Here is a 25,443-nt window from a genome sequence, read left to right on the forward strand (position 1 = left end):
ATGGTCAGTATCTAGATAACACAGCTTCTATTATAAAAATAAATATATTCATAATTTATTTCTAAGGTTATAGCAATTCTCTATTGGATGTAGTACGGTTTAACCCCACCCCTGCCGCACCCCGTTCACAGGGAGGGGTTCAATATTCCTCAATATTCCCCCCTCTCCGTGAACGGAGAGGGGCTGGGGGTGAGGTTCCGAGTCTATACTGCACTCAAGTGAGAACTGCTATAGTTGATTTAGCGCTAAACCATGAATAATGATTTAACTTTTGAATAATTATCTAAATAGAGACAGATAAACTATAAAAAAATTATTTATATCTAGGAAAATATCGATAAAATACTGTTAACAAGTTCCTATAGTGCTAGATTGTAGCGCGATCGCACAAAGGAAGCCGATAAACATCTAATAGCCGCCCCCGCCAACACCCCCGTGAGTTATCGGGCATCTGCGACCGGCACCTGCCAAATTTTGATAGTACTGTCACCACTGCCAGTAGCAATCGTCTGCCCATCCGGGCTAATCACAATACATTTAACCCAGCTAGAATGCCCGGTAAGCGTGCGAATTTCTTCACCCGTTGAAAGATTCCAAATTTTAATTGTTTTGTCCGCACTGCCACTGACTAAAGTTTGTCCATCTGAGCTAATCACAACCGAATTCACATAGTTAGAATGCCGGGTGAGGGTGTGAATTTGTTTCCCAGTGTTTAAATCCCAAATCTTAATCGTTTTGTCAGCACTAGCACTGGCTAAAATCTGCCCATCCGAGCTAATCGCAACGGAATTAACAGGTTGAGAATGCCCCTGAAGTGTGCGGATTGCTTTGCCAGTAGAAATATCCCAGATTTTAATTGTTTTATCGGCACTAGCACTGGCTAAAGTCTGCCCATCTGGGCTAATTGCAACGGAATTAACAGGTTGGGAATGACCCTGAAACGTGCGGATTGCTTTACCCGTAGAAATATCCCAAATTTTAATTGTTTTATCGGCGCTGCCACTGGCTAGAGTCTGCCAATCAAAGCTAATCGCAACAGAATTAATAGGGTTAGAATGTCCCTTTAATCTATGGATTTCTTGACCCGTGGAGATATTTAAAATTTTAATTGTTTTATCGGCGCTGCCACTTATTAATGTATTTCCATCTGGGCTAATCGCTAGAGAATTTATGTAGCTATCATGCCCTTTTATGATGCGAATCTCTTTGGATGTAGACTTGTTCCAAATTCTAATTGTTTTATCTGCACTGCTACTGGCTAAAATTTGTCCATCCGGGCTAATCGCCAGAGAATTTACCTGGCTTTCATGTCCATGAAGCGTTTTAACTCCCGAAAGATTTTCATAAGCGATAACTTTGGGCGCGTCTTGGTAAGATAGTTGCCAAATTCCATATCCTCCTAATCCGACCAAGCAAGCAACGGCTCCCCCCACCAACCATTTATTTTTATTTTTCTTACTAACAATGATCGTTGGGGCTAATGAAGGCTTCCAAGGTGGAAGTATCCCAACAATTGCCCCGATACCAATCAGACTAAAATTAGGAGAAGGTTTATGTCTAGATAAAGACTGTGAAATTTTAGCGAGTTCATCTAAAATTTCTTGAGTATTTTTGTGCCGCGCTCCTGCGGTAGGAGCCATCAGTTTATCAATAAAATCTGCCAGTAAGGGTGAAATACCCGGTGCATGATTGCGCCAATTAAATTTATCTGTTAAAGGTTCATAAATTGCGCGATCTGTTGCTAGTTTGCCAGTCAGCAGATAAACAAAAGTTCTGCCCAAGGCATAGAAATCTGACTGGGGTACAGCATGACCTTTTTCTTGCTCTGGAGGTGTATAGCCAGCAGAACTAATCCTCGTGACACTGCCTGCGCCGCCGACTTCCGCAAGGTAAGTATAGGTCATCTCTCTGGCGGTGCCAAAGTCAATTAATACCAGATGCCCTGTGGAGCGCATCATGATATTTGCGGGTTTAATATCACGATGGAAATAGTTTTTTTGGTGGACAAGATGTAAAATCTCAGCGAGCTGTTTTAACCAGTCAAGAGCTAGCCGCTGATCGAGAGGGCGATCGCCCTGTTGTTGCATCCACTCTTTTAAGTTGGGACCATCAATTTTCTCCATGATGATGCCATATACTGGCTCTCGGCTGTTTCTGGGATAAAACTGAAAGTATCCATCAGGCTCAACTTTGGGGATGCCGGGATGATTTAGCTGGCTTAATACAATGGCTTCTTGCTGAAATAGCTCGACGACTCTGGCATTCGTGTTGTGATCTTTTTTGAGGATCTTCAGGATTTTGGGGGTTGCGCCCTCGTAGGCTTCATAAATATTGCCGAAGCCACTGTTGTCACTCAGTAGGCGCATGACCTGATAGCGCCCTTGTACCAGCAACTCTGAGCCACAATTGCGGCAAATACGGTTGTTGGCGTTGGCTGGATCGTTAGGTTTGGGGCAGCAGGGATTGATGCAGTAGCTCATAGATAGCTACAGAATTGTCATATCCCTAATATATGTTGAGAATTTTCAATCATCCACCCATTGCTGGAGGATGCAAGCCCAATAGTTGTTATCTATTAAGGCTTTTAGCTGACGACAAAAAAAAGAGGGACTGGTTTTTCTATCCTAAAGATTTAGTTTGAATTTATAGCATTTTCCGTTTGATATGCACCTCTTTGAAAAAATATCCTTGGCGAAGAGAACTTAAGAGGGATGCAAAGGAAGTCGGCTCTTGTCGCTCTCAAGGTATTTAAAAACCCCAAAATATCATATTGAATCTCAAAAAGGGGTAATTAGAGCAATTTTAGTTCATAAATGAATTAGGATTGCTTTAAAAGGATTGCTATCAACTAAACAAACTCGTTGATGCATAGCAGATGAAATTACGGCTCGTTTAAGTTTACCTGGAACGAGGGAAGCGATCGCAAGCAAGACGCTGTAATGACTAGAGAAGAAAGTCAAGCTGACATTTTAAAAAATATTTCATTGAGGCTTAACCCTACTCTATTACCCAGCCAACTTAAAGGGAATTGAAGCGATTGAAAAAGTATTGCCAGGTGTCCCTCAAGTGGTACTTTTTTATCGGGATATCTGCCCTAGATTCAGAGTGCAGTTGCAAAAGGCAACTAACGCGCTCAATTGGCGTTAGATGTCTATATCCATTCGCTTCTCAGGCACATTGGGGCGATGCTGACCCCACTCGGCAGTTTTGGGTTTAAAACTCGACTCGAAAAAATGAGCGATCGCCGATAGATGAAGACATTGCTAGCGACGAGTCAGCCATGCGCGTCTTAGTTGTGCAGGCACAAGAAGATTGGGCGATCGCTTACTACAAGTGCGGGCTAGAACCTGTCAAAAACAACCCTTGAAATACGCCAGTAGAGAAATTCAACAACTAAGTCAGGCAATTTAAATTGATAAAACTAACTTATCTCTACCTGTAAGAGCAGTAACGCCGCCTATTCCCATTAAAATCAAAGCAACTATAGCGTTCAATTGCTTGGAAGATACAAAGCCTCTGGGTTAAGCGTGGCATTGAGCGAATTGGGATTATCGCCGCACAACACCGTAGGCGTTGGCGATGCCGAAAACGATAGCGCCTTGCTGAACCTGTGCGAGTGTGGCGTCGCCGTCGTCAACGCCCTGCCCATGCTCAAAGAGATTGCCGATTTTGTCACGAAGGGCGATCGCGGTGCTGGGGTAATTGAATTGATTGACCATCTGGTGGCTTCGGATTTATCCGCACTTCAACCTTAGCGGCAATGACACAACATTCTGCTAGATAGCTCAGAAGCGGTCAACGTTTGTCTACCTGTCGTAGTCGATGGAGTCATTCCGCCTACCTTCTAGCTGCGGGGGCAGAAACTCAGAACGCCGTCTGTGGGATAAGGTTGGCGGAGGGGGCTGGATGGGGTGAATCACTTGTACTGTCCGGGGAGGACGCTGCTGTTGCGACAGCAACGCAAAGGCTGCTGCCAGCACAACCCCACTAATGACAGTGAGAACCATGCCTCCTACTGCCCAGAGGATGCCTGTCAGCATGGGATTTAGGGGCTGTTGCTCTTGAACAGGAGGCAAGGCTTGGGTTGGGTTGACCGGCGGAGGATAGACATTTGCTTTTGCCTGCGTAGTCAGAGCCTCAATCACCATTTGCTGATTCCGCAGCTGGGCTTTCACCTGCTCGGTTTCACTTTGTTGCTGTTCGAGCCGATCTTTTAGCCTTTGAGTTTCGCTCTGCTGCTGTAAGCAATAGGGAGTCGTATCCGGCGAGACACCAGCCGCAGTCGGAGGCGGAGGCGGCAGCTGCTGCATCGTGCCGTAGGGCTGTCCTGGCTGCGGTGGCGAGGGCAGGTAAGTCGGCAGGTTGGCTTGACTGGGATTCCCGCCAGTTCTAAGCAAGACGAAAGCTGCAATTCCGGCGAAGGCAGCCCCGGCCAGAAATGCTGTACTCTTTTCACTCATCGCTCTTGCTTTTCAACGGTAACTGAACCACAAATAGTCGCAACTGATGCACTCCGAGAATCATAACTTAACACCCTACTCAAATCGGGTTAACTTAGCAACTAAATTAGCAACTGAAGTAGATGGGATAGGGAGGCGTTTGTTACGACCTCGTATATGCTCTTACATTCAAAACCACATCATGTCAGTTGTCCAGCTAAAAAAAAATTGTAGAGATTTAAGAAGCGACGAATTGACATCCGTACTTTATAGCGGTTCTCACTCTGGCGTGCAATACACTTGGAACTTCGCCCTCAACCCCTCGCTATTCACCCAGCGGGGATATTGAACCCCTTTCTGCGGACGGGATAGAGTTAAACCGTAGTGCATCCAAACCAGAATCGCTAGATTTGCCACACCGCAGGGGTGAGATGCCTTCGTGTTTCTCTTGGGGTTGGGAAAGGCGTCGGGGAAAGTTAACTATAAGCAAAATTAATCGGTAGCTCTATAATAAAGCCGGTTTGACCCGATCCACTCTCAACCCAGATTTCGCCTCCTAAATGCTCTGTCAGTTTCTTCACAAGTGCCAGTCCCAAGCCAGTTCCGCCTTGCTTCCAGGGGTCAGCATTGGGAACTCGGTAAAATTTATCAAAAATACGGGTTAGTTCGCTCTGAGGAATTTCAGCTCCAGAATTTTTGACACTCAATTGAAGGGTTCCCGATTTCGCTTCGGCGGTAAGGACAATTTTTTCTCCTGGGGGAGTGTATTTACAAGCGTTGTTGAGCAACTCTGCGAGGATGCGTTCCAGACTAGATGAATCAGAGACTAAGCGAGGTAATTGAGAGGGGATGTCAACCTGCAAGATTTGTTGGCGGTTTTGGGCACGCTCTTGAAAAGGTTTTACAATTTGGGGCAACCAGAGATGAAGTTCGATGACGTCTAAATCCAAGGGTCGCGTCCCGGCCTCTAGGCGTTGTAAATCAAGCAAATCGTTGATTAAATCGGTTTCCCGTTTGCATTCCTTCTGCAATATCTGCAAGTAGAGACTGACTTTGCTGACCTCTGTAGGGGGTTTTGCTATTTTGGCATCCAAGACACCCTCGCGCTTGAGGGTGATTTCCAACATCTGAGCCGCCATTTTCATGTTGGATACGGGCGAACGTAATTCGTGAGAAACGGTGCTGAGGAATTCATCTTTGAGCCGATTGAGTTTTTCTAGTTCCTCTACTTGTGCCAGGGATGCTTGATAAAATCGGGCTTGACGGATTGCGATCGCGCATTGATTCGCTACTTGCTGCACTAGCCGGATCTCTAGTTTTTTGAAGGTATAGTCTGGGCGATGGAATAACCACAAATCCCCCAGCACTCCTTGATCGTCCAATATCGGGCAAGCCAACATCGCCACCTTACTCCGGACAAAGTCGGGACTGATTGAACAAGATTGGAAACATTTACCTTGTCGTAGAGGAGCGTAAATTTCCGGGAAGTCTGCCATTTGCATCACCTGACCCTGCGAGGAAGGCATTGAGGTGGCGTACTCGTAGCAAATTGTGGCAGTTTCTTGCTCCAGGTTGTAGAGCGAAGCATGACAGCTGCCCATATTAAATGAAAGCGCTAACTCTCGAACGGCTACCTGTAAAATCTGGCTTTCGTCGAGACTATCGCGGACTTTGTCGGTGATGCGTTTTAGCACGGCTTCAAAGCCAAGCGCTTTTTGCAGTTGGGTTGTGCGTTGTTGCACTTGGCGTTCTAAATTGGCGTTCAGCTGCTGCACCTGCTTAAACAGGGTGGATTGCCCAATCGCGATCGCTAGTTGAGCCGCGAAGGCACAAACCAGGTCTACCTCTGAGTCTTGCCAGTAGCGAGGACGACCTTCCATCGATAGTGTTAAGATTCCCCAGAGGTTTCCTTGAAAGTGTATCGGTACCAACAACCAAGCACCCGGATAAGCCTCTGCTAGAGGCTTATTCCCCTCATCCTCGATAGTCTGAGTATCGTGAATGGAAACCACTTGTAACTGCTTGAGTTGCCTTCCCAACAAATTGTCTACATCTGGAAATTCCATACCCAGCCTGCTCGACAAACTGGAACCTTGATAGTAAAGTGCCACATTCAGCCAAACCTGCCGCTGCGGAAGATATTGCAGGATGGAAACGTGGTCGATGTGCAAAAGCTGACCAATTTCCGTTGTGGCTGTGGCAAAAATTACTTCTAATTCTAGAGAGCTACGAATTTCAGAAATAGACCGATTCAGTGCTTGCTCGCGCTGAGCTTGCTGTTGCATTTGGTTGTAGAGTTCGGCTTGCTGAATTGCGATCGCTACCTGGGTTGCCAGTGAACAAAGCAAATCAATTTCCAACTGTTGCCACTGTCGGGGTTGCGAACAATCATGAGCAATTAGCAGTCCCCACAATTCCTCTCCTTGGAGAATCGGGACGATCAAGCTGGCTCTAACTTGAAGCCGATGTAGTAAATCGATGTGACACTGACTCAACTCGGCTGTATAAATATCTTCTATAGTTTTAGTGCGACCCTGTTGGTACTGGACATAGACTTGTTCAAAGCAAGGATCGTGGATTGTTGTTCCCAGGATTGGAGTCCAACCGTTGGCGACAGACTCCACTACCACGACTCCACTCCAGTCCGGCTGAAAGCGGAAAACGATCACTCGATCGGAGGCGAGAAATTGCCGGACTTCAGACACCGTCGTGTTGAGAATCTCTTCTAAATTTAAAGACTGACGGATGCGTTCTAGCATCGCCCTCAGCAGTCGTTCCCGCTCGGTTTGCTGTCTCAGTGACTCTTCAGCGGCTTTGCGATCGCTAATATCGCGCACAATGACTAAAACTTCATCTTCCCCACTGACAACTAGCCGCGCCTCGTAATCGTGCAAATAGCCATTTTTGGGAAGCTGATACTCGAAGATTTGGATTTCGTTCGTAGAAAGTGCTTGCTCCACATGGTATTTGGCTTTCTCAGCGACTTCTGTGGGCAAAACCTCGTCTAACTTTTTACCTAAGAATTCCTGAGCAGGTAAGAACGTATCAAAATCTCTTGCCGTTTTGACGTCCAAATAAGTGCTATCTTTGCTAATTCGGAAGATTAAATCTGGGATGGCACTTATAAGAGCGCGATTTTTTGCTTCGCTTTTGCTTAGTGCCTCTTCTGCCTGTTTGCGCTCGGTAATGTCAGTCTGAATCCCCACAAAACCGATTAGATTCCCTTGTGGACTCCCGATTGGGGAAAGATAGAGTTCGTTCCAGAAAAGGGTGCCATCTTTGCGATAGTTGCGTAAGGTGACATGGCATTCTCTCGCTTCCCTAATCGCCATTCGTAGCTCATCAAGTGCTGGCTGAGCAGTGTCAGCGCCCTGCAAGAAGCGGCAGTTGTACCCTATGATTTCCTCAGCAGAGTAGCCTGTTAAACGCTCAAAACTTGGATTGATATAAATAATTGGATTATCTGGTTGATTGGAGTCGGTAAGGACAATGCCATTGCAGCAATCACGGAGAACCTGCTCCAGTAAATGTAGACGTTCCTGTGCTTGTTTGCGCTCAGTTATGTCATCGCAAACCAGGAGGACAACTCTATCCGTATTCGTTCTTTGTACAATGCTAGCGGTAACATTTACCCAGAAAATGCTGCCGTCTTTGCAACAGGCGCGCAATTCCCAACTAGTAACCAAAGCGTTTGACTCGATCCCTGAACTCAACTCAAATGCTTCTTGAATTGCTTGTTGCAAAAACTGAGCAAACTCAGCTTTTAACTTTTCTCGCTCGTCAGGAGCAAAAGTGCTGAAAATTGTTTTTCCAACCAACTCTTGGACGCTATAACCAAGACGAGCCGCTCCAAACTGATTAACCCCAACAACGACTCCTTCTGAATCCAAAGTAAAGTGAATACAGGGAGTCTTGTTGTACAGTGTTCGGTATGCTTCTAGTTCAGCTCTCGTGTTCCGCAGTTCTTCCTCAAGTTGAGGACGTTCTACATCTGCACCCGCAATAGTTTGTTGTAACTCTCCAGAAGCACCTTCACCTTGTAAATAGTCATGCCCAATTGGCTGGTGATTTGCGTCCATTTTGTAATCTCTTACCCCTTTTTTTTATAGAGATAGAGGGACTAAATTTTTTATCTTTGTTTATCAAAAAACTAATTTAATGGACTAAATAGCAAGTTGTTTGATGGGTTTGAATGCCTCAGTTATGGCTATGTAATGTTAAATGCTATACTAACTCAATCGTTCGCTTTCTAAAAAGGCTATGTCTATCATAGATATTTGAGCCAGCAATTATAATAACTCATTGCAGCTCGATAAAAAACATTACCTCCTGAGAAAACCTAAGTAATGGCTCTTTTACGTTAGAATTTCCTAACTGATTTTAAAATTGGTTTTTGTTTATACTAAACAATATTTACTTTTAATCTCATAAAGAAATATATATTTATGTTTAATTTATTATAGTTGTAGAGCGGTCATAAAAGTAGCGAACCACGCTTTTCTCTACACTTTAACCATTATTTGCGAGAGAAGTGCTAGAAAATAGCCATTAAGAATAGACTAGGAACTGGAAATCAACCAAACTCTGCTAACCGTGAATGACTAATATGAGCGCACAAACAGAAGAACCAATTACCTACGAAGGCGGCTGTCACTGTGGCGCAGTCCGCTTTCGGGTAATCGTTGACGAACATAAGGCAGATGACTGCAACTGTTCCATCTGTAGGAAGAAGGGCTTTTTACATCTAATTGTGCCGTCCGAACGTTTTACCTTGCTAAGCGGTGCAGACTTATTGACAACCTACACCTTCAACACGGGTGTTGCTAAGCACACCTTCTGCCGTATTTGTGGGATTCACCCTTTTTATCGTCCCCGTTCCCATCCCGAATCTATTGATGTCAACGTGCGTTGTCTGGATGGGGATGTGGTGTCTCGCTTTCGCATTGTGCCTTTTGATGGGGTTAATTGGGAACAAAACGTACACCTAATTCGCTCTGAAGCATTGGACACGGATTAATAAATCCTCTTACCCAGCTTATCTATGATTGTAGGGTGGTTTGAGGTCATGTAGACGGAGTCTTCAAGAGAGAGTAACCCAACAAACACTAAGGGAGGTGTTGGGTTCCGCCTTTGTGCGAAACCCAGCCGGAAACTCTTAAGTGAGTGGTATTCAATTTAAGTAGCTACAATTCTGCGAAAAAAAGCATCTTGCCCTATTGACTACCATTTCTTGCAGTCCTCTCCAAACTATTGGGGAGAAAGCCAGCTTGGCGCTGAAATCAAGAGAATTGAGGAGCGTGAATCTTATCTGCCTGCATGAGGACAAAATAGGTAGGATTATTTTTATAAAATACGCTTATAGCTCCAAGGAAATTATTTTTAATTGTTAATTTTGTTTCAATATTGGCTGAATTATTAAATTGAAACTGTAAAAAGCTTAGCCGTCAACAAAGCCAGAAGAGAGTATAGAGTAACGTCTAATAAAAAATCCGAATTCAGGAGCAGACAAAAATTCTCATTATTCCTAGCAATGCGACCGATTTTAGCTTAAAAATCCTTCTTTTAGAGGAAAAACTAGAAGCAATGAGTCTATTTTTCTACTGTCTACTACCAACTTTGCCGTCTCTCCCCTCGCACGCTCAATTGCTAAAGAATCTGCCAACACCGAAACTAGCGATGAATGTACCTCAAGCGAAAGAACACGCAAAATAACCACTTAAGAAAGTTACCACCAAGACTTAAGTATGGTAAAGAAGGACTAGAGTGACAAAAGACTAAAGGAAAATAACCGAGCGATCGAAACGGCAGAGCGATACTCACAGTCAGTTACGAACACTAGAATGCAAATAGGGACAGGAGGCATTTATTTCTAAAAGCCATGCAGGCTTGAAGTGGCAAAAGCAGGCTGTTATCGGACAGCAGGGCTAGGGTAACGCAAGCAAATTTGTACGCTGTAAGTATTCCCATACGTCGTAGCGATCGCTTGTTAAGATCGGTAAGTTTTAACCATTCCAACCTTTTAATTAAGCTTTTTACTTTCTAACCTGACAACGTTCCTGTGATAGATCGGCTTTCAAAGGGGAATTTCCATACAGTGCGATCGCACCTAAGACGCACTGCTGCCTTAATCTTGGGACAACCAGCACTTGTGGTCAGTGTGGTGGTCTCCCTCTTAGTGCTGGGAGTCCGGCAACAAGGTCTGCTGGAGACGCTGGAACTAGGTGCTTATGACCAGATGATGCGGTTACGACCAGCCGAAGAGCCAGATCCCCGGATCTTGGTGGTCGCTGTCACCGAAGCAGACATCCAAACCTACAAGCAATATCCCCTGTCTGACGAACGAATGCATCAGATGCTGGCAAAACTGCTGGCAAACGAGCCGCGTACTGTCGGGCTAGATATTTATCGCGATTTGCCCGTAGAACCGGGTCATGCGGCATTCTCCAAGCTGATGAGTAGCGATCGCCGCATCGTTCCGGTGTGTGCCGTCAAAGACTCGGAAAGCCCCGGCATTCCACCACCACCCAATATTGCTGATGACCAGGCTGGCTTTGCCGATATCGGAAAGGCTGATTCTGATGGCGTTATCCGCCGGGGTTTGTTATTTGTCTCTCCATCCGTTTACAAACCTTGCCCTAACCCGAACTCCTTTAGCTTCCAACTGGTACAACGTTACTTACAAAAAGAAGGAATCGTTGCTTCAGACACCCCACCTCTCCGTTGGAACAACACTGTCTTCAAACCTCTAGAGGCTAACGATGGAGGATATCAAGGCATGGATGCGCAGGGGTACCAAATCCTCATCAATTACCGCTCTGCCAACCGTCCTTTTAACCAGGTAACGATGAGTCAAGTCCTCAACGGTCAGTTTGACCCTAGCTGGGTAAAAGACCGCATCGTTCTCATCGGGGTTACTGCTTCCAGCATTAAGGATGCCTTCTATACTCCCTACAGCGGCTCACAGAAGGGAAATCGGAAAATGCCTGGGGTTGTCACTCATGCCCATCTGGTAAGCCAGATGCTCAGTGCTGTCCTGGATGGGCGTCGTTTATTTTGGTTCTGGTCGGATTGGGGAGAAGCTTTGTGGGTATTGGGTTGGTCTGTAACTGGCGGGTTGATGGCTTTGCGGCTGCGGCATCCAGGGCACTTGTTACTGGGACAGGGAGCCGCGCTGGGTGTCCTGTTTGGGACGTGTTGGGTGCTGTTTACCCAGGCGGGATGGGTGCCAGTGGTTCCCTCTGCGATCGCGTTGGTGGGTACAGCTGCCGGTGTCGTGGCTTATAGCTCTCACCAAGCCGAACAAAATCAGAAAAAAATCGCGCTTCTGGTTCAGGAACAGCAATTCAACCTGGCGCAGATGCAAGCACTTCTCCAACAGAAGAATCAGGAACCACAGACTGAGGAAGAAGCAGAGGTAGCAACTGCGATCGCGCCAGCTCCCCTATCAGTTCTGCCTAATCGCGATGATTATGATGATGATGATGAGACTCAGCCGTGGCAGCCTAGCTTAGATGTAATTACAGAACCTGAGCGACTGGAGCGCCAGCGATTATTAGATTCCTCTCCCGTAAAGTACGGCGACTCCCTGCGACCATCTCTATTGATGGGACGCTACAAGATTCTTCGACCTCTGGCTTCGGGCGGGTTTGGTCATACGTATTTAGCCGAAGATACCATGCGACCTGGTAAGCCCCAGTGTGCGGTTAAGCATTTAATGCCTGCGCTTCGGGATGAAAAATTCTTGAAATTGGCAAAACGGCTATTTTTTACAGAAGCCGCCATTCTGGAAAGCTTGGGGCACCATTCTCAGATTCCGCAGTTACTTGCCTATTTTGAAGAAAACGAAGAATTCTATTTAATTGAAGAATTTATTAAAGGTCATCCGCTCACGGATGAACTATTGATAGATAAGCGCCTACCGGAAGCGCAAGTGGTGGAAATCCTGTGCGGGGTGCTGGAAATTCTGGTATTTATCCATGAAAACCAAGTCATCCACCGGGATATTAAGCCGAGTAATATTATTCGCCGAGAAAAAGACGGTCGCTTAGTTTTAATTGACTTTGGTGCCGTGAAACAGATTCAGCCCCAAGAAGAAAGCGAACAGGAAAACCGCACCATTGCTATCGGCACCCGTGGTTATACTCCGGCTGAGCAATACGACGGACACCCTAGGTTCAGCAGTGATATCTACGCCTTGGGCATGATTGGGGTGGAGGCAGTGACGGGGATACCGCCTAGTAAGCTGGAAACTGACCGGAACACCGGCAACATTAATTGGCGCGAATTTGCCTCAGTGCGAGACGAATTTGCCGAGATTTTGGATAAGATGGTGCACTTCCACTTTGTGACTCGTTACCAGTCAGCTACAGAGGTGCTACAGGAGTTGAAACGGCTTCCTAGCGCTCCCGCGTAAACATCATCCGGTAGTCAGGCGGTAGTCAGGATGTGGGTGCTACAGGTGAGGGGGGATTGACATCGTTTGAAAAATGTTTTAGACGAAGATTTGCCTAAAAAATGCGATCGCTTCAGAAAAATTGAACCCATGCCGTTTGGCAAAATACTGAATTCACTCATCTTCAATGGATTCGGAATTTTCGGTTCGGATGAAGCGAAAAGTGGCACAATGAAAGGCGGTGAATAATAAGATGGGTAACAATTCTGTGAGTCCGACAGCCTCAGCGTCCCCTACGGCACGCCGTGTCGTTTTTCCTTTCACTGCTATCGTGGGTCAGGAAGAGATGAAACTGGCCTTGCTGCTGAATGTGATTGACCCCTACATTGGCGGCGTGATGATTATGGGCGATCGCGGAACGGGCAAATCCACCACGATCCGGGCTTTGGCTGACCTGTTGCCAGAAATCGAAGTCGTTGCCGATGACCCCTTTAATAGTCATCCAAGAGACCCCGATTTGATGAGCGACAGCGTGCGCGATCGCTTGGCGAAACAGGAAGAAATTCCCGTCGCCCACAAAAAAGTGACGATGGTTGACCTGCCGCTCGGTGCGACAGAAGACCGCGTCTGCGGCACTATTGACATTGAAAAAGCTTTATCCCAAGGAGTCAGAGCTTTTGAACCCGGACTCCTCGCGAAAGCCAACCGGGGCATTCTCTATGTAGATGAAGTCAACCTACTTGACGACCACCTAGTCGATGTGCTGCTCGACTCAGCGGCAAGCGGCTGGAACACTGTCGAACGGGAAGGAATTTCCATCCGTCACCCGGCGAGATTTGTTCTAGTCGGTTCCGGCAACCCGGAAGAAGGCGAACTGCGACCTCAACTGCTCGACCGCTTTGGAATGCACGCAGAAATTCGCACGGTGAAGGAACCAGCGCTGCGAGTGGAAATTGTAGAGCAACGGGCTGAGTTTGACCAAAATCCCCCGAAGTTTCTGGAAAAATATCTTCCGCAGCAACAAGCATTGCAACAAAAGCTCGTCAGCGCTCAAGAACGCCTGTCCTCGGTGACGATGGACTATGACTTGCGGGTGAAAATCTCCGAAGTTTGTTCGGAGTTGGATGTAGACGGCTTACGGGGCGATATGGTTACGAACCGAGCCGCTCGCGCGATCGCTGCCCTAGAAGGACGCACTGAAGTCACCGTAGACGATATCCACCGCGTCATCACCCTGTGTCTGCGTCACCGGCTCCGCAAAGACCCCTTGGAGTCCATTGATTCCGGCTACAAGGTGGAAAAAGTGTTTGGTCGCGTCTTTGGACTGGAAGCGTCCTCAGCAGAAACCAACACAGCTACAGCGAATGGAGTTCGTCAGGGTGTTCGGTAATCAGGACTGAGAGTGTGTTGAGTGTTGAGTGATTAGAGAGTTTTTCGATTCAACGCCCATAAATTAAAATTAAAAGTTTTAATTTATGAGCGTTGAATTTTGAGTTATAAAAGAGTTCTTTAATTCAAAACTCAAAACTCAAAACTTTTTACCAATCCGCAATCTTTCTATGGCAGAGCCACTCATCGAACTAAAGGGAATTTCTAAATCCTTTGGCAACAATGTCATCTTAGATGGGGTCGATCTGACAATTTATCGGGACGATGCGCTGGCAATTATTGGCCCCTCCGGGACTGGTAAATCGACGATTTTGCGGATTATTGCGGGACTTCTGGCTCCTGATTCTGGTGAAGTTTATATCCTGGGAAAGCGACGTCGCGGCTTAATCGAAGATGCCGAAGATCCCCTTGGAATTGGGATGGTGTTCCAACAAGCGGCTTTATTCGATTCGCTGACGGTGGAAGAGAATGTCGGCTTTCTGCTGTTTCAGCGTTCTAAACTGTCACGTCGGCGGATACGAGAATTGGTGGAGGAAAAGCTAGAGATGGTTGGGTTGCCAGGGGTTAGCGATCGCTACCCCTCGCAATTATCGGGTGGAATGCGAAAGCGGGTGAGTTTCGCCCGTGCGATTATGTCCAATCCAGACCATCCCCAAGACAACCCAGAAGTTTTACTCTATGATGAGCCTACTGCTGGTCTTGACCCCATTGCTTCCACAGTGATTGAAGATTTAGTTCGTCAGTTGCAGCAAATACCAGACAGTTGTAGCAGTTATGTCATGGTGACGCACCAAGAAAGCACCATTCGCCGCACTGCTGACCGAGTGATATTTCTCTATCAGGGACAGGTACAGTGGGAAGGTGCCGTCAGCGAGATTGATACCACCCAAAATCCTATCGTTCAACAATTTTTTAGTGGAAGTGTAACCGGCCCAATTCACGTCATCGGCTAAAATCAATTAAAAATTAAAAATTAAAAAAGGCAGAATTTTTAATGTAAGCATTTTTAATTCTTAATTGTTAATGGTATGAGGAGAACAGATGCGATCGCGAACGGTTCGAGAAGGCTCCGTCGGTTTGTTAATCCTGCTGTCCCTTTTCTTGTTTGGGGGTCTGATTTTGTGGATACGCGGGATGAACCCCGGTAGCCGTAGCTACACAGTCGTGGCAGAATTTGTCAATGCTGGCGGGATGCAAGCTGGCGCACCCGTCCGCTATCGCGGCGTCAATGTTGGGAAAATTACTGCCATCAACCCAGGCTCGAATGGCGTCGATGTGGTCATGGAAATTGCACCGGCTGACTTACTGATTCCCCGTGATGTCGTCGTTGAAGCCAATCAATCCGGTCTGCTCAGCGAAACTTCGATTGACATTACTCCCCTGAAGCCCTTCCAGCCAGACGCGAAGGTCGCCAATCCGCTCGATCCGCAATGCCAGTCTAGCCTGATTGTTTGTGACGAGGATCGCGTGCAAGGTCAAATTGGTGTCAGTTTTGATGAACTGCTTCGCAGCACTACCCGCATCGCCAATCTCTACAGCGACCCCGCATTCTTTGCCAACCTCAACTCAGTTGCTAAAAATACCAGCGTCGCCGCCGTTGGGGTATCTCAACTTACCCGCGAACTCACGGGTTTGAGTCGCTCAGTGCAACAAGAAATTAAAAACTTCTCAGTCGCAGCCAATTCAGTGACGAGTGCTGCCAATCAAACCAGCAATCAAGTTGCTTTGGCAGCCAATCAGATTTCTAGGACCGCGAATCAATATAGCGGGACTGCGACCCAGGTAAATCGGCTCGTCGATAATATGAATAGTCTGGTCGTAGGCAACCGTTCGACTCTCGTCAGTACCTTGAACAACTTTAGCCAAGCCAGCGAACAGCTGCGCCTGAGTGCAAGTAACCTAACAGGGCAAGTCAACCAGTTTGGAGGTGGACAACTACGGCGTAACTTAGAACTCGTGTCTGCAAATGCGGCGCAGGCGTCCATCAATGCAGCGCAAGCATCTGCTAACTTTCGCGATCTTTCCACCGCTCTTAACAGTCCAACGAATTTGGTTGTATTGCAACAAACTTTAGACTCAGCGCGGATGACGTTTGAAAATGCTCAGAAAATTACATCTGACCTGGATGATTTGACAGGAGATGAAGCTTTCCGTAACAATTTGCGAAATTTGGTGAATGGACTCAGCAATTTGGTGTCTTCGACAGAAGACCTACAGCAGCAAGTTCAAGTGGCTGAGGTTCTAGAACCTGGATTGCCAGCAGTCAATCAGGGAACCGGGATCGGAACGCAGCAGAATAATTCTTTGCTCCCCCTTGCATCGCCTTCCTTGACACCCATCGCCCAAAAGAAGCAGTTAAAGTCTGTACAGCGCGAACCAATGGGAAAGGCGTTACCTTCTGCTTACTGGGAGGAAGAATCTATTCAGCCACTAGCTGACTCTGAAAATAAGAATTAGCAAGCCTCAGTTCCATGCTCTCGCCTGGAAGGAGAGAGGCTTTCAATGATTCCCCGTCCTTACAAGGCAATGCATCACCTACACCTGTTGGAATTATGTAGGGGTGAAGCATTCGCGCAAAAACATTTGGGTTTTAAAGATACTGTATCCAAACGAGATTTGCTCTAGCACGCTAATTCCAATCTTCTTCATCTTGCCGCTTGCTGCGACTTTTATAGACAATACTTGTGGCATGAATCTGACGAGTTTTTTCAAAGAGTGCATCTTCTGTCAAGTTCCACTGGCGGAGAATCATATCCAGGTCTTGTTGAATCTCCCTTGCCCCTGGAAAGCCACGATAGCGAATGCGTAGACGGGCGAGTTCCGCCAGATTGAAATCATTCATTTCCCCGGTTAAGAGGCTGTTAACGAGTTGGCGATCGCGTCCTTGGAGAGGATGCTGTTGATCTTTGTTTCCTGTCTCTGCCATATAATCTCTAATTTTTAGTTTTTAAGTGTTTGAATTTCCACTTCGTCTCCCACCTGTAAAATATTACCGGCTTCCGATTCAGGGATGCGCGTGTTTACCGAGAGCCGGTAAAAGTGATTAAATCGAGATGAATCTACCCAACTGGGCAAAGTTTCTTTCCGCGCTTGCACAAATAACTTTTGAAAATTAGGGTAAACCTCGCCCATTAGAGAGTCTCGTGTCGGCACCACACAACGCTGACAGGGATTGACCCCATTTATCTGCACATCTCGCACCAGAAACGGCACCACATCCTCTTGCGCCCCAAACAGCCGATCTTCCCAAAATGCCGGGACGCCTCCAATTTCCAGATTTGCCCGCAGGCGTCGCCGCAATTCATCCCCCGTCAGGGTAGGAAACCAGGAGGCGACTGTCTCCAGCGTGGCGGTACTGATGACTGTTGGCCCGGAGGCATTGGTATCATCTGGAAAGCCAGAGACTAAGTTCTGGCAGAGTTTTACGGGAAAGTCGAAATAGTTGCTCAACCAAGCTTCTAATTCAGTCCGTTCCCGATCGATGTGAAAAATGTGGGTTTGTTCTGTTCCTTGGACTTCTAAGCAAACACGAGTAATCTTCTCAGTATCCGTATCAATGTCAAAAGAAGTCCGCAGTAAGTGAACTTTCGGATTGCGCTTGGCATTCACGAATCGACCTTGAGCGTCACAAATAGAAAACTCTCGGTCATACTGTAATGCACCACTTTTAAGGATGGTTGCTTTGGTAACGGAAACACCATCTAGAGATTTGATTGGATAAACCAGAATGCGGGCAAGGTAAGACACGGTAATCAATTAGAAATTAAAAATGCTTGTATTAAAAATAGACAACTCTTTTTCAATAGAATTTTTGCTTTCATTAGACATTCCGAAAGCTTACCCTATCTTTCGGGAAACGGGAAGCCGCTTCGCTTCTACATCTGAGTTCATCTGTGTTTGAAAATTAAAAGTTCGGTATTTTTGTAAGAAGCCTATTGTTCATTTTTAATCTTTCTTGAAATTAGGCAATACTCTAATCAAACGCCCGCTACATACAAAAACGGTAGAGAAACTATTGCTTCTCTACCGTATAACACTAAAAATTAAAAATGAATCATGACAAATTCATTTTTAATTTTTAATCTTTAACTTTCAGCCGCTTGGGGAAGCAATTCTCGCTTCTGACCTTGCAGCACTTTCACTTCCTTCGTGGTTTCATCGACATCCACAATTGCCGTGTCTCCATCTGAGACGCGACCGCTGAGGATTTCTTCCGCCAAGCTATCCTCTAACAGGCGCATGATGGCGCGACGCAGCGGACGGGCACCATAGCTGGGGTTGTATCCTTCTTCCACCAGACGATCCTTGAAGCGTTCCGTAACTTCTAAGATAATTCCCTGTTCGCTCAACCGTCCGATCACCTCTTTGAGCATGATGTCGGCGATTTCCTTCACCTCGTCCTTCGTCAATTGGCGGAAGACGATGATCTCATCGAGACGGTTTAAGAACTCTGGGCGGAAGTATTGCTTCAGTTCTTCGTTCACCAGCGAGCGAATGCGGGTGTATTGTGCCTCTGCTTCGTTCTCTTGGGTATCGAAGAAGCCAAGCCCCGTTCCACCTTTTTCAATCACTTTAGAACCGATGTTGGAGGTAAGAATCAAGAGCGTGTTCTTGAAGTCTACTGTGCGTCCCTTGGCATCGGTCAGGCGACCGTCTTCCAAGATTTGCAGCAGCATATTGAATACATCCGGGTGGGCTTTTTCGATTTCGTCGAATAGTACCACGGTGTAAGGACGACGACGTACTGCTTCGGTGAGCTGACCGCCTTCGTTGTAACCGACATAGCCTGGAGGCGAACCAATCAGTTTGGAAACCGTGTGGCGCTCCATGTATTCGGACATATCCAAGCGAATCATCGCTTCTTCCGAACCGAAGAAGTAAGTAGCCAAAGACTTTGCGAGTTCCGTCTTACCTACACCCGTCGGCCCTGAGAAGACAAAGCTGGCAATCGGTCGGTTGGGGTTCTTTAAGCCGACTCGTGCCCGACGAATGGCTCTGGAAACTGCTTTGACGGCTTCTTCTTGACCGATCAGCCGATTGTGCAGTGTGTCTTCCATGTGCAGAAGCTTCTCAGATTCGGATTCGGTGAGCTTGTTCACCGGCACTCCAGTCCAAGAGGCGACAATGTGGGCAATGTCTTCCTCGGTGACGACGGGGGAAACATCATCGCGTTTGTCGGATTCGGTCTTTTTGCTTTGAGCGATCGCGCGAATTTCGGCTTTGATTTCCATTTCGCGATCGCGCAGTTCTCCTGCCCGGTCGAAGTCTTGACTCCGGACTGCATCATCCTTATCCTTGAGAACCTGACGCAGTTCTTTATCCAATTCCTTCGCTGCGGGGGGCAACTGAGAGTTGAGCAGGCGCACGCGGCTTCCGGCTTCATCAATCAGGTCAATCGCTTTATCCGGCAAGTAGCGGTCGGAAATATAACGATCTGAAAGCTTGGCAGCAGCTTCCACGGCTGTATCGGAGATTTTTAGCTTGTGGTGTTGCTCGTAACGTTCGCGCAATCCATATAAAATCTCAATCGTTTCGGCAACCGTCGGCTCACCCACCATCACCGGCTGGAATCTACGCTCTAGGGCGGCATCCCGCTCGATGTGCTTGCGGTACTCATCTAGTGTGGTTGCACCGATGCACTGCAATTCCCCTCTCGCCAAGGCGGGTTTCAGGATGTTTGCCGCGTCGATGGCACCTTCTGCGGCACCTGCACCAATTAGGGTGTGAACTTCGTCGATTACTAGGATGACATTTCCGGCGCTGCGGATTTCATCCATAATTTTCTTTAAGCGCTCTTCAAATTCACCCCGGTATTTGGTGCCCGCTACCAGCAAGCCAATATCCAGCGTGACTACGCGCTTTTCTTCCAAGATGTCCGGTACATCGTTGTTTGCGATGCGACTCGCCAACCCTTCAGCGATCGCGGTCTTACCAACTCCGGGTTCCCCAATCAGCACTGGGTTGTTCTTCGTGCGGCGTCCCAGGATTTGGATGACCCGTTCGATTTCTTTCGCCCGACCGACGACTGGATCGAGTTTGCCTTCTGATGCCATCTGGGTCAGGTTGGAGCCAAACTCATCTAATGTCGGGGTCTTGGTGCGCCCGCTACTTTGCCCCGCAGAGACTTCTGCCGTCTCTCCCAGCATTCTAATCACTTGCGTCCGCACTTTCGTGAGGTCAACCCCTAGGTTTTCCAACACTCTGGCAGCAACCCCTTCTCCTTCTCGGATCAGACCCAGTAGCAGGTGTTCCGTCCCTATGTAGTTATGCCCTAGTTGGCGAGCTTCTTCTAGAGATAACTCCAGGACGCGCTTGGCTCTGGGGGTGAACGGAATTTCTACCGCCACAAAGCCAGAACCACGACCGATAATTTTTTCCACCTCAATCCGAGCATCCTTGAGGTTGACGCCCATAGATTTCAGGACTTTGGCGGCGACGCCGGTTCCTTCTCCAATTAGACCCAGGAGGATCTGCTCCGTACCGACGAAGTTGTGTCCCAGGCGACGAGCTTCTTCCTGGGCCAGCATGATTACCTTAATGGCTTTTTCTGTGAAGCGTTCAAACATGGCGGATTTCGTTTCCCCTGCTGCGTGCCTGTAATGGTGATTCTAGCATAGGGTTTTTATCCGGCTGTCACATTGAAGATAGATGAAATCTATCCCGCGAGATTTTTCTGACTTTGTTAGTAGAACTCAGCGATCGCTAGTCTCTCGCTACTATCTAAAGTTAGAAACTTGACGGGGCACAAAAGTGAGTAAATTGACACATTGGCAAAAAACGCCAGTTGAACCACCATGTCCCCTACAACCTTATAACCGAACCTTATAACCGTCAACCTTCTATCCTTTAACTTCATCGGCTTCCAAGAACTGCCGATGAGAGTAACGGAAGCGATCGCCAATTGAGGAATGCCAGTCGCTTAAGGTTTGCGGAAATTCGGGTGCTTGAAGACCGCTACGCCACAAAATCAAAGCATCTTCGCCCGTATCTTTGTAATAGCGCCGACGCCTACCAACTTCCTGAAACCCAAATTTCTCGTAGAGAGACTGGGCAGGTCGATTCGATGCTCTCACCTCCAGCGTTGCCCACTCCAACCGGCGCTTCCAGGCTTTTTTGAGCAAGGCATAAAGCAGTGCCTGCCCCAAGCCCTGACCCCGATAGTTGGGATGCACTCCCAAAATCGTAATGTGTGCCTCCTCTAAGATTGCCCAGAGACATCCGATGCCCACGAGCGATCGCTCTAGAGGCGGATCTCCTTCCGGACTCAATGCAGTCGGGGCGGCGTTTTCCCCCACGTACTGAGTGGATTGACCGATTACCTCTGGTTCCTTGCCGCTAAATTCTTCTATAACTAGCAAGTCACTATTGGGACTTTCTAACTCTCGCTTGTAACCGTCTAGAGTCCAGAGTTGACCAAAACACAGTTGGTCTAGTTCCACTACCGCCAAGAGCTGCTCTGCTGTCAGCGGCTGAAGTTGCAAAAAAGTCACAGTTTTCAATTGTAGACTGAAAAACAAGACGCATTCACGCCTGTTAAGCATCCAAGGACAACTATTAGATCATGTTATCGACTCAACCAGTCGGGGTTCAAAATTCTGGACGGCAATATTTACCGCTTACGCCTACAACCCGTACAGACGCAAATCATCACGTCAGTGTAGATCGCTCACCCAATCAGGAACTTTTGCCCCTGACGTCTGGGGTTAACAGCCGCGACTGCCTGGAAATTGGTGGTTGTGACGTCACGAAACTCGTGCAGCAATTTGGTTCGCCCCTTTATATTTTGGACGAAGAAACGCTGCGGACAGCTTGTCGTCAATATCGGGATGGTTTAAGCCGCTATTATGGCGGTGAATCTCAGGTACTGTATGCTTCTAAAGCCTGGAGTTGTCTAGCCGTTTGCGCGATCGCTGCGAGTGAAGGCTTGGGGATCGATGTCGTCTCTGGTGGCGAACTCTACACGGCGCTGCAAGCTGGCGTCAGTCCCGACAAAATTTATTTTCACGGCAATAACAAATCCCGTGAAGAACTGACTTTAGCGGTTGAAACCGGCTGCACGGTTGTAGTGGACAACTGGTTAGAGCTACGCACCCTCGCGGCTTTGGAATCGGGACAAGCGCCTAAGGAATCAGAGGTTAACCCCTCTAATCATCCAAAATCCAAAATCCGGATCATGCTGCGGTTCACCCCCGGCATTGAGTGCCACACTCACGAATACATCCGCACCGGACACCTCGATAGCAAATTTGGCTTCGATCCTAACCAATTAGAGGAAGTCTTTGCTTTTATCAGCCAGCAGTCAACTTTGGATTGTATCGGGTTGCACGCCCATATCGGTTCCCAAATCTTTGAGCGCCAACCCCATCACGATCTCGCAGGGGTTTTGGTGGAGTGGTTTAAAAAAGCAGCCACCAATGGATTGCCCGTCAAAGAGTTAAATGTCGGGGGTGGCTTAGGAATTCGTTACACCGAATCAGACGATCCTCCCAGTATTGACGAGTGGGTAAAAACTGTCAGCGATGCCATTACCGCAGCCTGCCAATCTCAACAAATCCCCTTACCTAAATTATTGTGCGAACCAGGGCGATCGCTCATTGGGATTGCCTGCGTCACCGCCTACACCGTAGGCTCATCAAAGGTCGTTCCAGACATCCGCACCTACCTATCCGTTGATGGCGGAATGTCTGACAATCCCCGTCCCATCACCTACCAATCCCTGTATCGAGCCGTTGTTGCCAACCGGATGTCGGCACCCTTGACAGAAACTGTCACCCTTGCCGGTAAACACTGCGAATCTGGAGACATTCTGATCAAAGAAGCATCGCTACCGAAAACTGAGCCGGGAGATATTCTCGTCGTCATGGGCACAGGTGCCTACAATTACAGCATGGCTTCTAATTACAATCGCCTGTCTCGTCCAGCAGCGGTTTTAGTAGGTCGAGGAGAAGCTAATCTGATTTTGCAGAGGGAAACCTACCAGGATGTAATTCGGCAGGATCGTCTCCCTGAGCGATTAGTAGTTAGTTAGATTGGGAATTTTTTGCACCAATGCGGTCAACTAAAATCCCTGCCGCTTAGTCTCTTCTCACTCAAAGGAGGGAGGCTTTTCTCCCCTTTCGTCAAGGGGGGCAGGGGAATACATATACATAGCCCTCATGTCAAAGAGCATGAGGGCTATGTAGGGGCGCACAGCTCACGCAAACGCTCTTACCATGTGTGTTGAACGCAATGGAAAACCGCTTATATAGTCGATTGATGGAAGATGTCAGTTATCGGAAAATCCTACGACTCACTACCTAATTCGCTACTACCCAGGGGGGCGCTTCAGCTAAAATCGAGCTTTAAGGGAAAAAGAAAGTAAAAAATAGAAGCAGTAATTAGCTATTAACTGTTTAGCTGGGACGTAACCACAGGTACACTAGATTTAGACTCTAAACAGTTAATTCAAGCCAATAGCTAACTGCTCTCCTTGTTTTTTACATTCTTGCCTTCTGCCCTTAAACTCGCCCGTATCCAGCAAACTTCAGCAAATCTGATAAGGTTCAATGAATTTGGGTCCCGGTCAAGACCCTCCCGGAACTTCGACCTTGTTGCTTCAAAGCATTGATATTGTTTTAGTTCTCATCCTCACGTATCTGGTGCTACTCTTTATCGGGGAGCGTCGCACATTGTGGATGGTACGGGGTTTGATTGTCTTAATGCTAGCCTCAGCCGTGAGTAATCGCCTGGGGCTGGTACTGTTGAGTTTTGTCCTGGAAAAGTTGGTAGTTGGCTCGGCTGTGGCGATGGCTGTCATTTTCCAGTCAGAATTTCGTCGGTTTCTGGAACAATTGGGCAGGGGAGAACTGATGCAGTTGCTGCAACCCTCCCGACGAGCGATTCCCAAAGCAGATAGTGTTATTGATGAAATTGTGGATGCGGTCAAAGAATTGTCTCAAAACCGCACGGGTGCTTTGATCGTACTGGAAACGACCGGGCCAATTGATGAGCGGGATTTTTCCGTTCAAGGCGTCAAATTAAATGCTGAGGTTTCTAAGGAAATCCTACAAACTATCTTTCAAACATCTACGCTCCTGCACGACGGCGCAATATTCATTAGTGGCTCCCGCATTGTTGCCGCTGGGGTGATTTTGCCCCTTTCTGAGCGGACGGCATCGCGACAGCTGGGGACGCGGCACCGGGCAGCAATGGGAATTACGGAGCGGGTCGAAAATTGCCTATGTATCGTTGTATCTGAAGAAACCGGCTCTATTTCTTTAGCGGAGAGGGGGGGACTGAATCGCCCCCTAACCAGCAGTAAACTGAAAGAACTCTTAGAGACGCGATTCTCCACGTCAAGCGAAGAGAGGGCCGTCGCCCCCGGTCTACGCAGTTTGGGACGTCAGATTAGCGATCGGGGAAAGGCACTGGTTTCGCGTTTGCTTCGTCTTCCACCACCGGGTTCTCGTGACAAGAAATGACTTCAAAATCAACTGTCTTACAAAATTTGCCTGCTGACCTCGATCGAGACCGCCTGCCCAAACATGTGGCAGTAATCATGGATGGAAATGGTCGATGGGCCAAACGCCAAGGGCTACCTCGAATTATGGGTCATCGGCGGGGGGTCTATGCGCTGAAGGATTTACTGCGCTGCTGTAAGGATTGGGGAATTCCAGCGCTGACTGCTTATGCGTTTTCTACGGAAAATTGGAAACGACCGTTGGAAGAGGTTGATTTTTTAATGACCTTGTTTGAGGGGGTGTTGCGGCAGGAACTCCGGGAAATGGTGCAGGAGAATGTGCGAATCAACTTTATGGGAAATTTAGCCGATTTACCGCGAAGTCTCCAGGTAGAAATTGAGCGGTCAATGGCTGAAACTCAGCACAATGCCAGCATTCAGTTTACTGTGGCAACTAATTATGGGGGACGCCAGGAAATTCTGCAAGCTTGTCGAGCGATCGCGACTCAGGTGCAGGAAGGGGTTTTACAGCCTAATGAAATTGATGAAGCTTTGTTTTCACGCCACCTCTATACTGCTAAAGTTGGCGATCCCGACCTGCTGATTCGCACCAGCGGGGAAATGCGCCTCTCGAACTTCCTGCTGTGGCAATTAGCTTATGCGGAACTCTATATCACAGAGACACTGTGGCCTGATTTTGACCGGGCGGAGTTTCACCGGGCTTTGTGTGCGTATCAACAGCGCGATCGCCGTTTCGGCAAAGTATAAGTAAATTTGTAGAGACG

The 25,443-nt window shown here is 47.5% G+C and carries 18 protein-coding genes; 10 read left to right on the forward strand and 8 right to left on the reverse strand.

Features of this window, described 5'->3' with window-relative positions; all coding sequences use genetic code 11:
* Window positions 1–440: 440 nt before the first annotated feature.
* Window positions 441–2,480 (reverse strand): serine/threonine-protein kinase, encoded by a 2,040-nt coding sequence (locus NDA03_RS19435; RefSeq protein WP_348238890.1) that lies wholly within the window; start codon window positions 2,478–2,480, stop codon window positions 441–443.
* Between the two features lie 1,014 nt (window positions 2,481–3,494).
* Here NDA03_RS19435 and NDA03_RS19440 point away from each other — a divergent pair.
* Entirely contained in the window at window positions 3,495–3,755 is a 261-nt protein-coding gene (locus tag NDA03_RS19440; protein WP_190438850.1) for an HAD hydrolase family protein, read from the forward strand.
* Window positions 3,756–3,806: 51 nt separating this feature from the next.
* Here NDA03_RS19440 and NDA03_RS19445 read toward each other — a convergent pair whose 3' ends face one another.
* From NDA03_RS19445 to NDA03_RS19455, 3 genes are all read right to left on the reverse strand, one after another.
* On the reverse strand, window positions 3,807–4,460 hold the full coding sequence (locus tag NDA03_RS19445; RefSeq protein WP_190412034.1) for a heterocyst differentiation related protein: 654 nt from the start codon (window positions 4,458–4,460) through the stop codon (window positions 3,807–3,809).
* 258 nt (window positions 4,461–4,718) lie between these two features.
* Entirely contained in the window at window positions 4,719–4,856 is a 138-nt protein-coding gene (locus NDA03_RS19450) for a hypothetical protein (protein WP_348238891.1), read from the reverse strand.
* A gap of 59 nt (window positions 4,857–4,915) precedes the next feature.
* The gene (locus NDA03_RS19455; RefSeq protein ID WP_348238892.1) at window positions 4,916–8,518 is read right to left on the reverse strand and encodes a GAF domain-containing protein; all 3,603 of its coding nucleotides are present in this window, start codon (window positions 8,516–8,518) and stop codon (window positions 4,916–4,918) included.
* A gap of 527 nt (window positions 8,519–9,045) precedes the next feature.
* On the opposite strand from NDA03_RS19455, the gene NDA03_RS19460 reads away from it, so the two are divergent.
* The 6 genes from NDA03_RS19460 to NDA03_RS19485 all read left to right on the forward strand — a co-directional run bounded on the left by NDA03_RS19460 (window position 9,046) and on the right by NDA03_RS19485 (window position 16,677).
* Entirely contained in the window at window positions 9,046–9,456 is a 411-nt protein-coding gene (locus NDA03_RS19460; protein WP_348238909.1) for a GFA family protein, read from the forward strand.
* Between the two features lie 1,041 nt (window positions 9,457–10,497).
* Complete coding sequence (locus NDA03_RS19465; RefSeq protein ID WP_348238893.1) at window positions 10,498–12,852, forward strand: CHASE2 domain-containing serine/threonine-protein kinase; 2,355 nt, start codon at window positions 10,498–10,500, stop codon at window positions 12,850–12,852.
* Between the two features lie 66 nt (window positions 12,853–12,918).
* Window positions 12,919–13,080 carry a hypothetical protein gene (locus tag NDA03_RS19470; RefSeq protein WP_190675947.1) on the forward strand — a complete coding sequence of 54 codons (162 nt, stop codon included), beginning with the start codon at window positions 12,919–12,921 and terminating at the stop codon, window positions 13,078–13,080.
* Between the two features lie 19 nt (window positions 13,081–13,099).
* On the forward strand, window positions 13,100–14,221 hold the full coding sequence (gene bchI, locus NDA03_RS19475) for a magnesium chelatase ATPase subunit I (protein WP_190531894.1): 1,122 nt from the start codon (window positions 13,100–13,102) through the stop codon (window positions 14,219–14,221).
* Window positions 14,222–14,390: 169 nt separating this feature from the next.
* The gene (locus NDA03_RS19480) at window positions 14,391–15,173 is read left to right on the forward strand and encodes an ABC transporter ATP-binding protein (RefSeq protein WP_190429226.1); all 783 of its coding nucleotides are present in this window, start codon (window positions 14,391–14,393) and stop codon (window positions 15,171–15,173) included.
* 88 nt (window positions 15,174–15,261) lie between these two features.
* Window positions 15,262–16,677: an MlaD family protein gene (locus NDA03_RS19485; protein ID WP_348238894.1), complete on the forward strand. Its 1,416-nt coding sequence runs from the start codon at window positions 15,262–15,264 to the stop codon at window positions 16,675–16,677.
* Window positions 16,678–16,849: 172 nt separating this feature from the next.
* Here the strand turns inward: NDA03_RS19485 and NDA03_RS19490 are convergent, their stop codons facing one another.
* The 4 genes from NDA03_RS19490 to rimI all read right to left on the reverse strand — a co-directional run bounded on the left by NDA03_RS19490 (window position 16,850) and on the right by rimI (window position 21,710).
* The gene (locus tag NDA03_RS19490) at window positions 16,850–17,146 is read right to left on the reverse strand and encodes a DUF3288 family protein (protein WP_190412039.1); all 297 of its coding nucleotides are present in this window, start codon (window positions 17,144–17,146) and stop codon (window positions 16,850–16,852) included.
* Window positions 17,147–17,160: 14 nt separating this feature from the next.
* Window positions 17,161–17,967 carry an MOSC N-terminal beta barrel domain-containing protein gene (locus NDA03_RS19495; RefSeq protein ID WP_348238895.1) on the reverse strand — a complete coding sequence of 269 codons (807 nt, stop codon included), beginning with the start codon at window positions 17,965–17,967 and terminating at the stop codon, window positions 17,161–17,163.
* Between the two features lie 338 nt (window positions 17,968–18,305).
* On the reverse strand, window positions 18,306–20,786 hold the full coding sequence (locus tag NDA03_RS19500; RefSeq protein WP_190438830.1) for an ATP-dependent Clp protease ATP-binding subunit: 2,481 nt from the start codon (window positions 20,784–20,786) through the stop codon (window positions 18,306–18,308).
* Window positions 20,787–21,059: 273 nt separating this feature from the next.
* Entirely contained in the window at window positions 21,060–21,710 is a 651-nt protein-coding gene (gene rimI, locus NDA03_RS19505; protein ID WP_348238896.1) for a ribosomal protein S18-alanine N-acetyltransferase, read from the reverse strand.
* Between the two features lie 71 nt (window positions 21,711–21,781).
* Here rimI and lysA point away from each other — a divergent pair, with 71 nt between their 5' ends.
* The 3 genes from lysA (at window position 21,782) to NDA03_RS19520 (ending at window position 25,426) form a co-directional block, all read left to right on the forward strand.
* Complete coding sequence (gene lysA / locus NDA03_RS19510) at window positions 21,782–23,248, forward strand: diaminopimelate decarboxylase (RefSeq protein WP_348238897.1); 1,467 nt, start codon at window positions 21,782–21,784, stop codon at window positions 23,246–23,248.
* 517 nt (window positions 23,249–23,765) lie between these two features.
* On the forward strand, window positions 23,766–24,680 hold the full coding sequence (cdaA, locus tag NDA03_RS19515) for a diadenylate cyclase CdaA (RefSeq protein WP_190412044.1): 915 nt from the start codon (window positions 23,766–23,768) through the stop codon (window positions 24,678–24,680).
* Window positions 24,677–25,426, forward strand: coding sequence for an isoprenyl transferase (locus NDA03_RS19520; protein ID WP_190412045.1), 750 nt, complete (start codon window positions 24,677–24,679; stop codon window positions 25,424–25,426). Before cdaA ends, NDA03_RS19520 begins: the two co-directional genes overlap by 4 nt.
* Window positions 25,427–25,443 lie beyond the last annotated feature (17 nt).

It is taken from the genome of Trichocoleus sp. Lan, assembly GCF_039961855.1.
In the GTDB taxonomy this organism is placed as follows: Bacteria; Cyanobacteriota; Cyanobacteriia; order Cyanobacteriales; family FACHB-T130; genus FACHB-T130.

Bases quoted from the DNA above. Each gene is read 5' to 3' on its own strand.
- NDA03_RS19435 (WP_348238890.1), bottom strand. From the start codon at position 2,480: ATGAGCTACTGCATCAATCCCTGCTGCCCCAAACCTAACGATCCAGCC.
- NDA03_RS19445 (WP_190412034.1), bottom strand. From the start codon at position 4,460: ATGAGTGAAAAGAGTACAGCATTTCTGGCCGGGGCTGCCTTCGCCGGA.
- NDA03_RS19455 (WP_348238892.1), bottom strand. From the start codon at position 8,518: ATGGACGCAAATCACCAGCCAATTGGGCATGACTATTTACAAGGTGAA.
- NDA03_RS19460 (WP_348238909.1), top strand. From the start codon at position 9,046: ATGAGCGCACAAACAGAAGAACCAATTACCTACGAAGGCGGCTGTCAC.
- NDA03_RS19480 (WP_190429226.1), top strand. From the start codon at position 14,391: ATGGCAGAGCCACTCATCGAACTAAAGGGAATTTCTAAATCCTTTGGC.
- NDA03_RS19485 (WP_348238894.1), top strand. From the start codon at position 15,262: ATGCGATCGCGAACGGTTCGAGAAGGCTCCGTCGGTTTGTTAATCCTG.
- NDA03_RS19490 (WP_190412039.1), bottom strand. From the start codon at position 17,146: ATGGCAGAGACAGGAAACAAAGATCAACAGCATCCTCTCCAAGGACGC.
- NDA03_RS19500 (WP_190438830.1), bottom strand. From the start codon at position 20,786: ATGTTTGAACGCTTCACAGAAAAAGCCATTAAGGTAATCATGCTGGCC.
- lysA (WP_348238897.1), top strand. From the start codon at position 21,782: ATGTTATCGACTCAACCAGTCGGGGTTCAAAATTCTGGACGGCAATAT.
- cdaA (WP_190412044.1), top strand. From the start codon at position 23,766: ATGAATTTGGGTCCCGGTCAAGACCCTCCCGGAACTTCGACCTTGTTG.
- NDA03_RS19520 (WP_190412045.1), top strand. From the start codon at position 24,677: ATGACTTCAAAATCAACTGTCTTACAAAATTTGCCTGCTGACCTCGAT.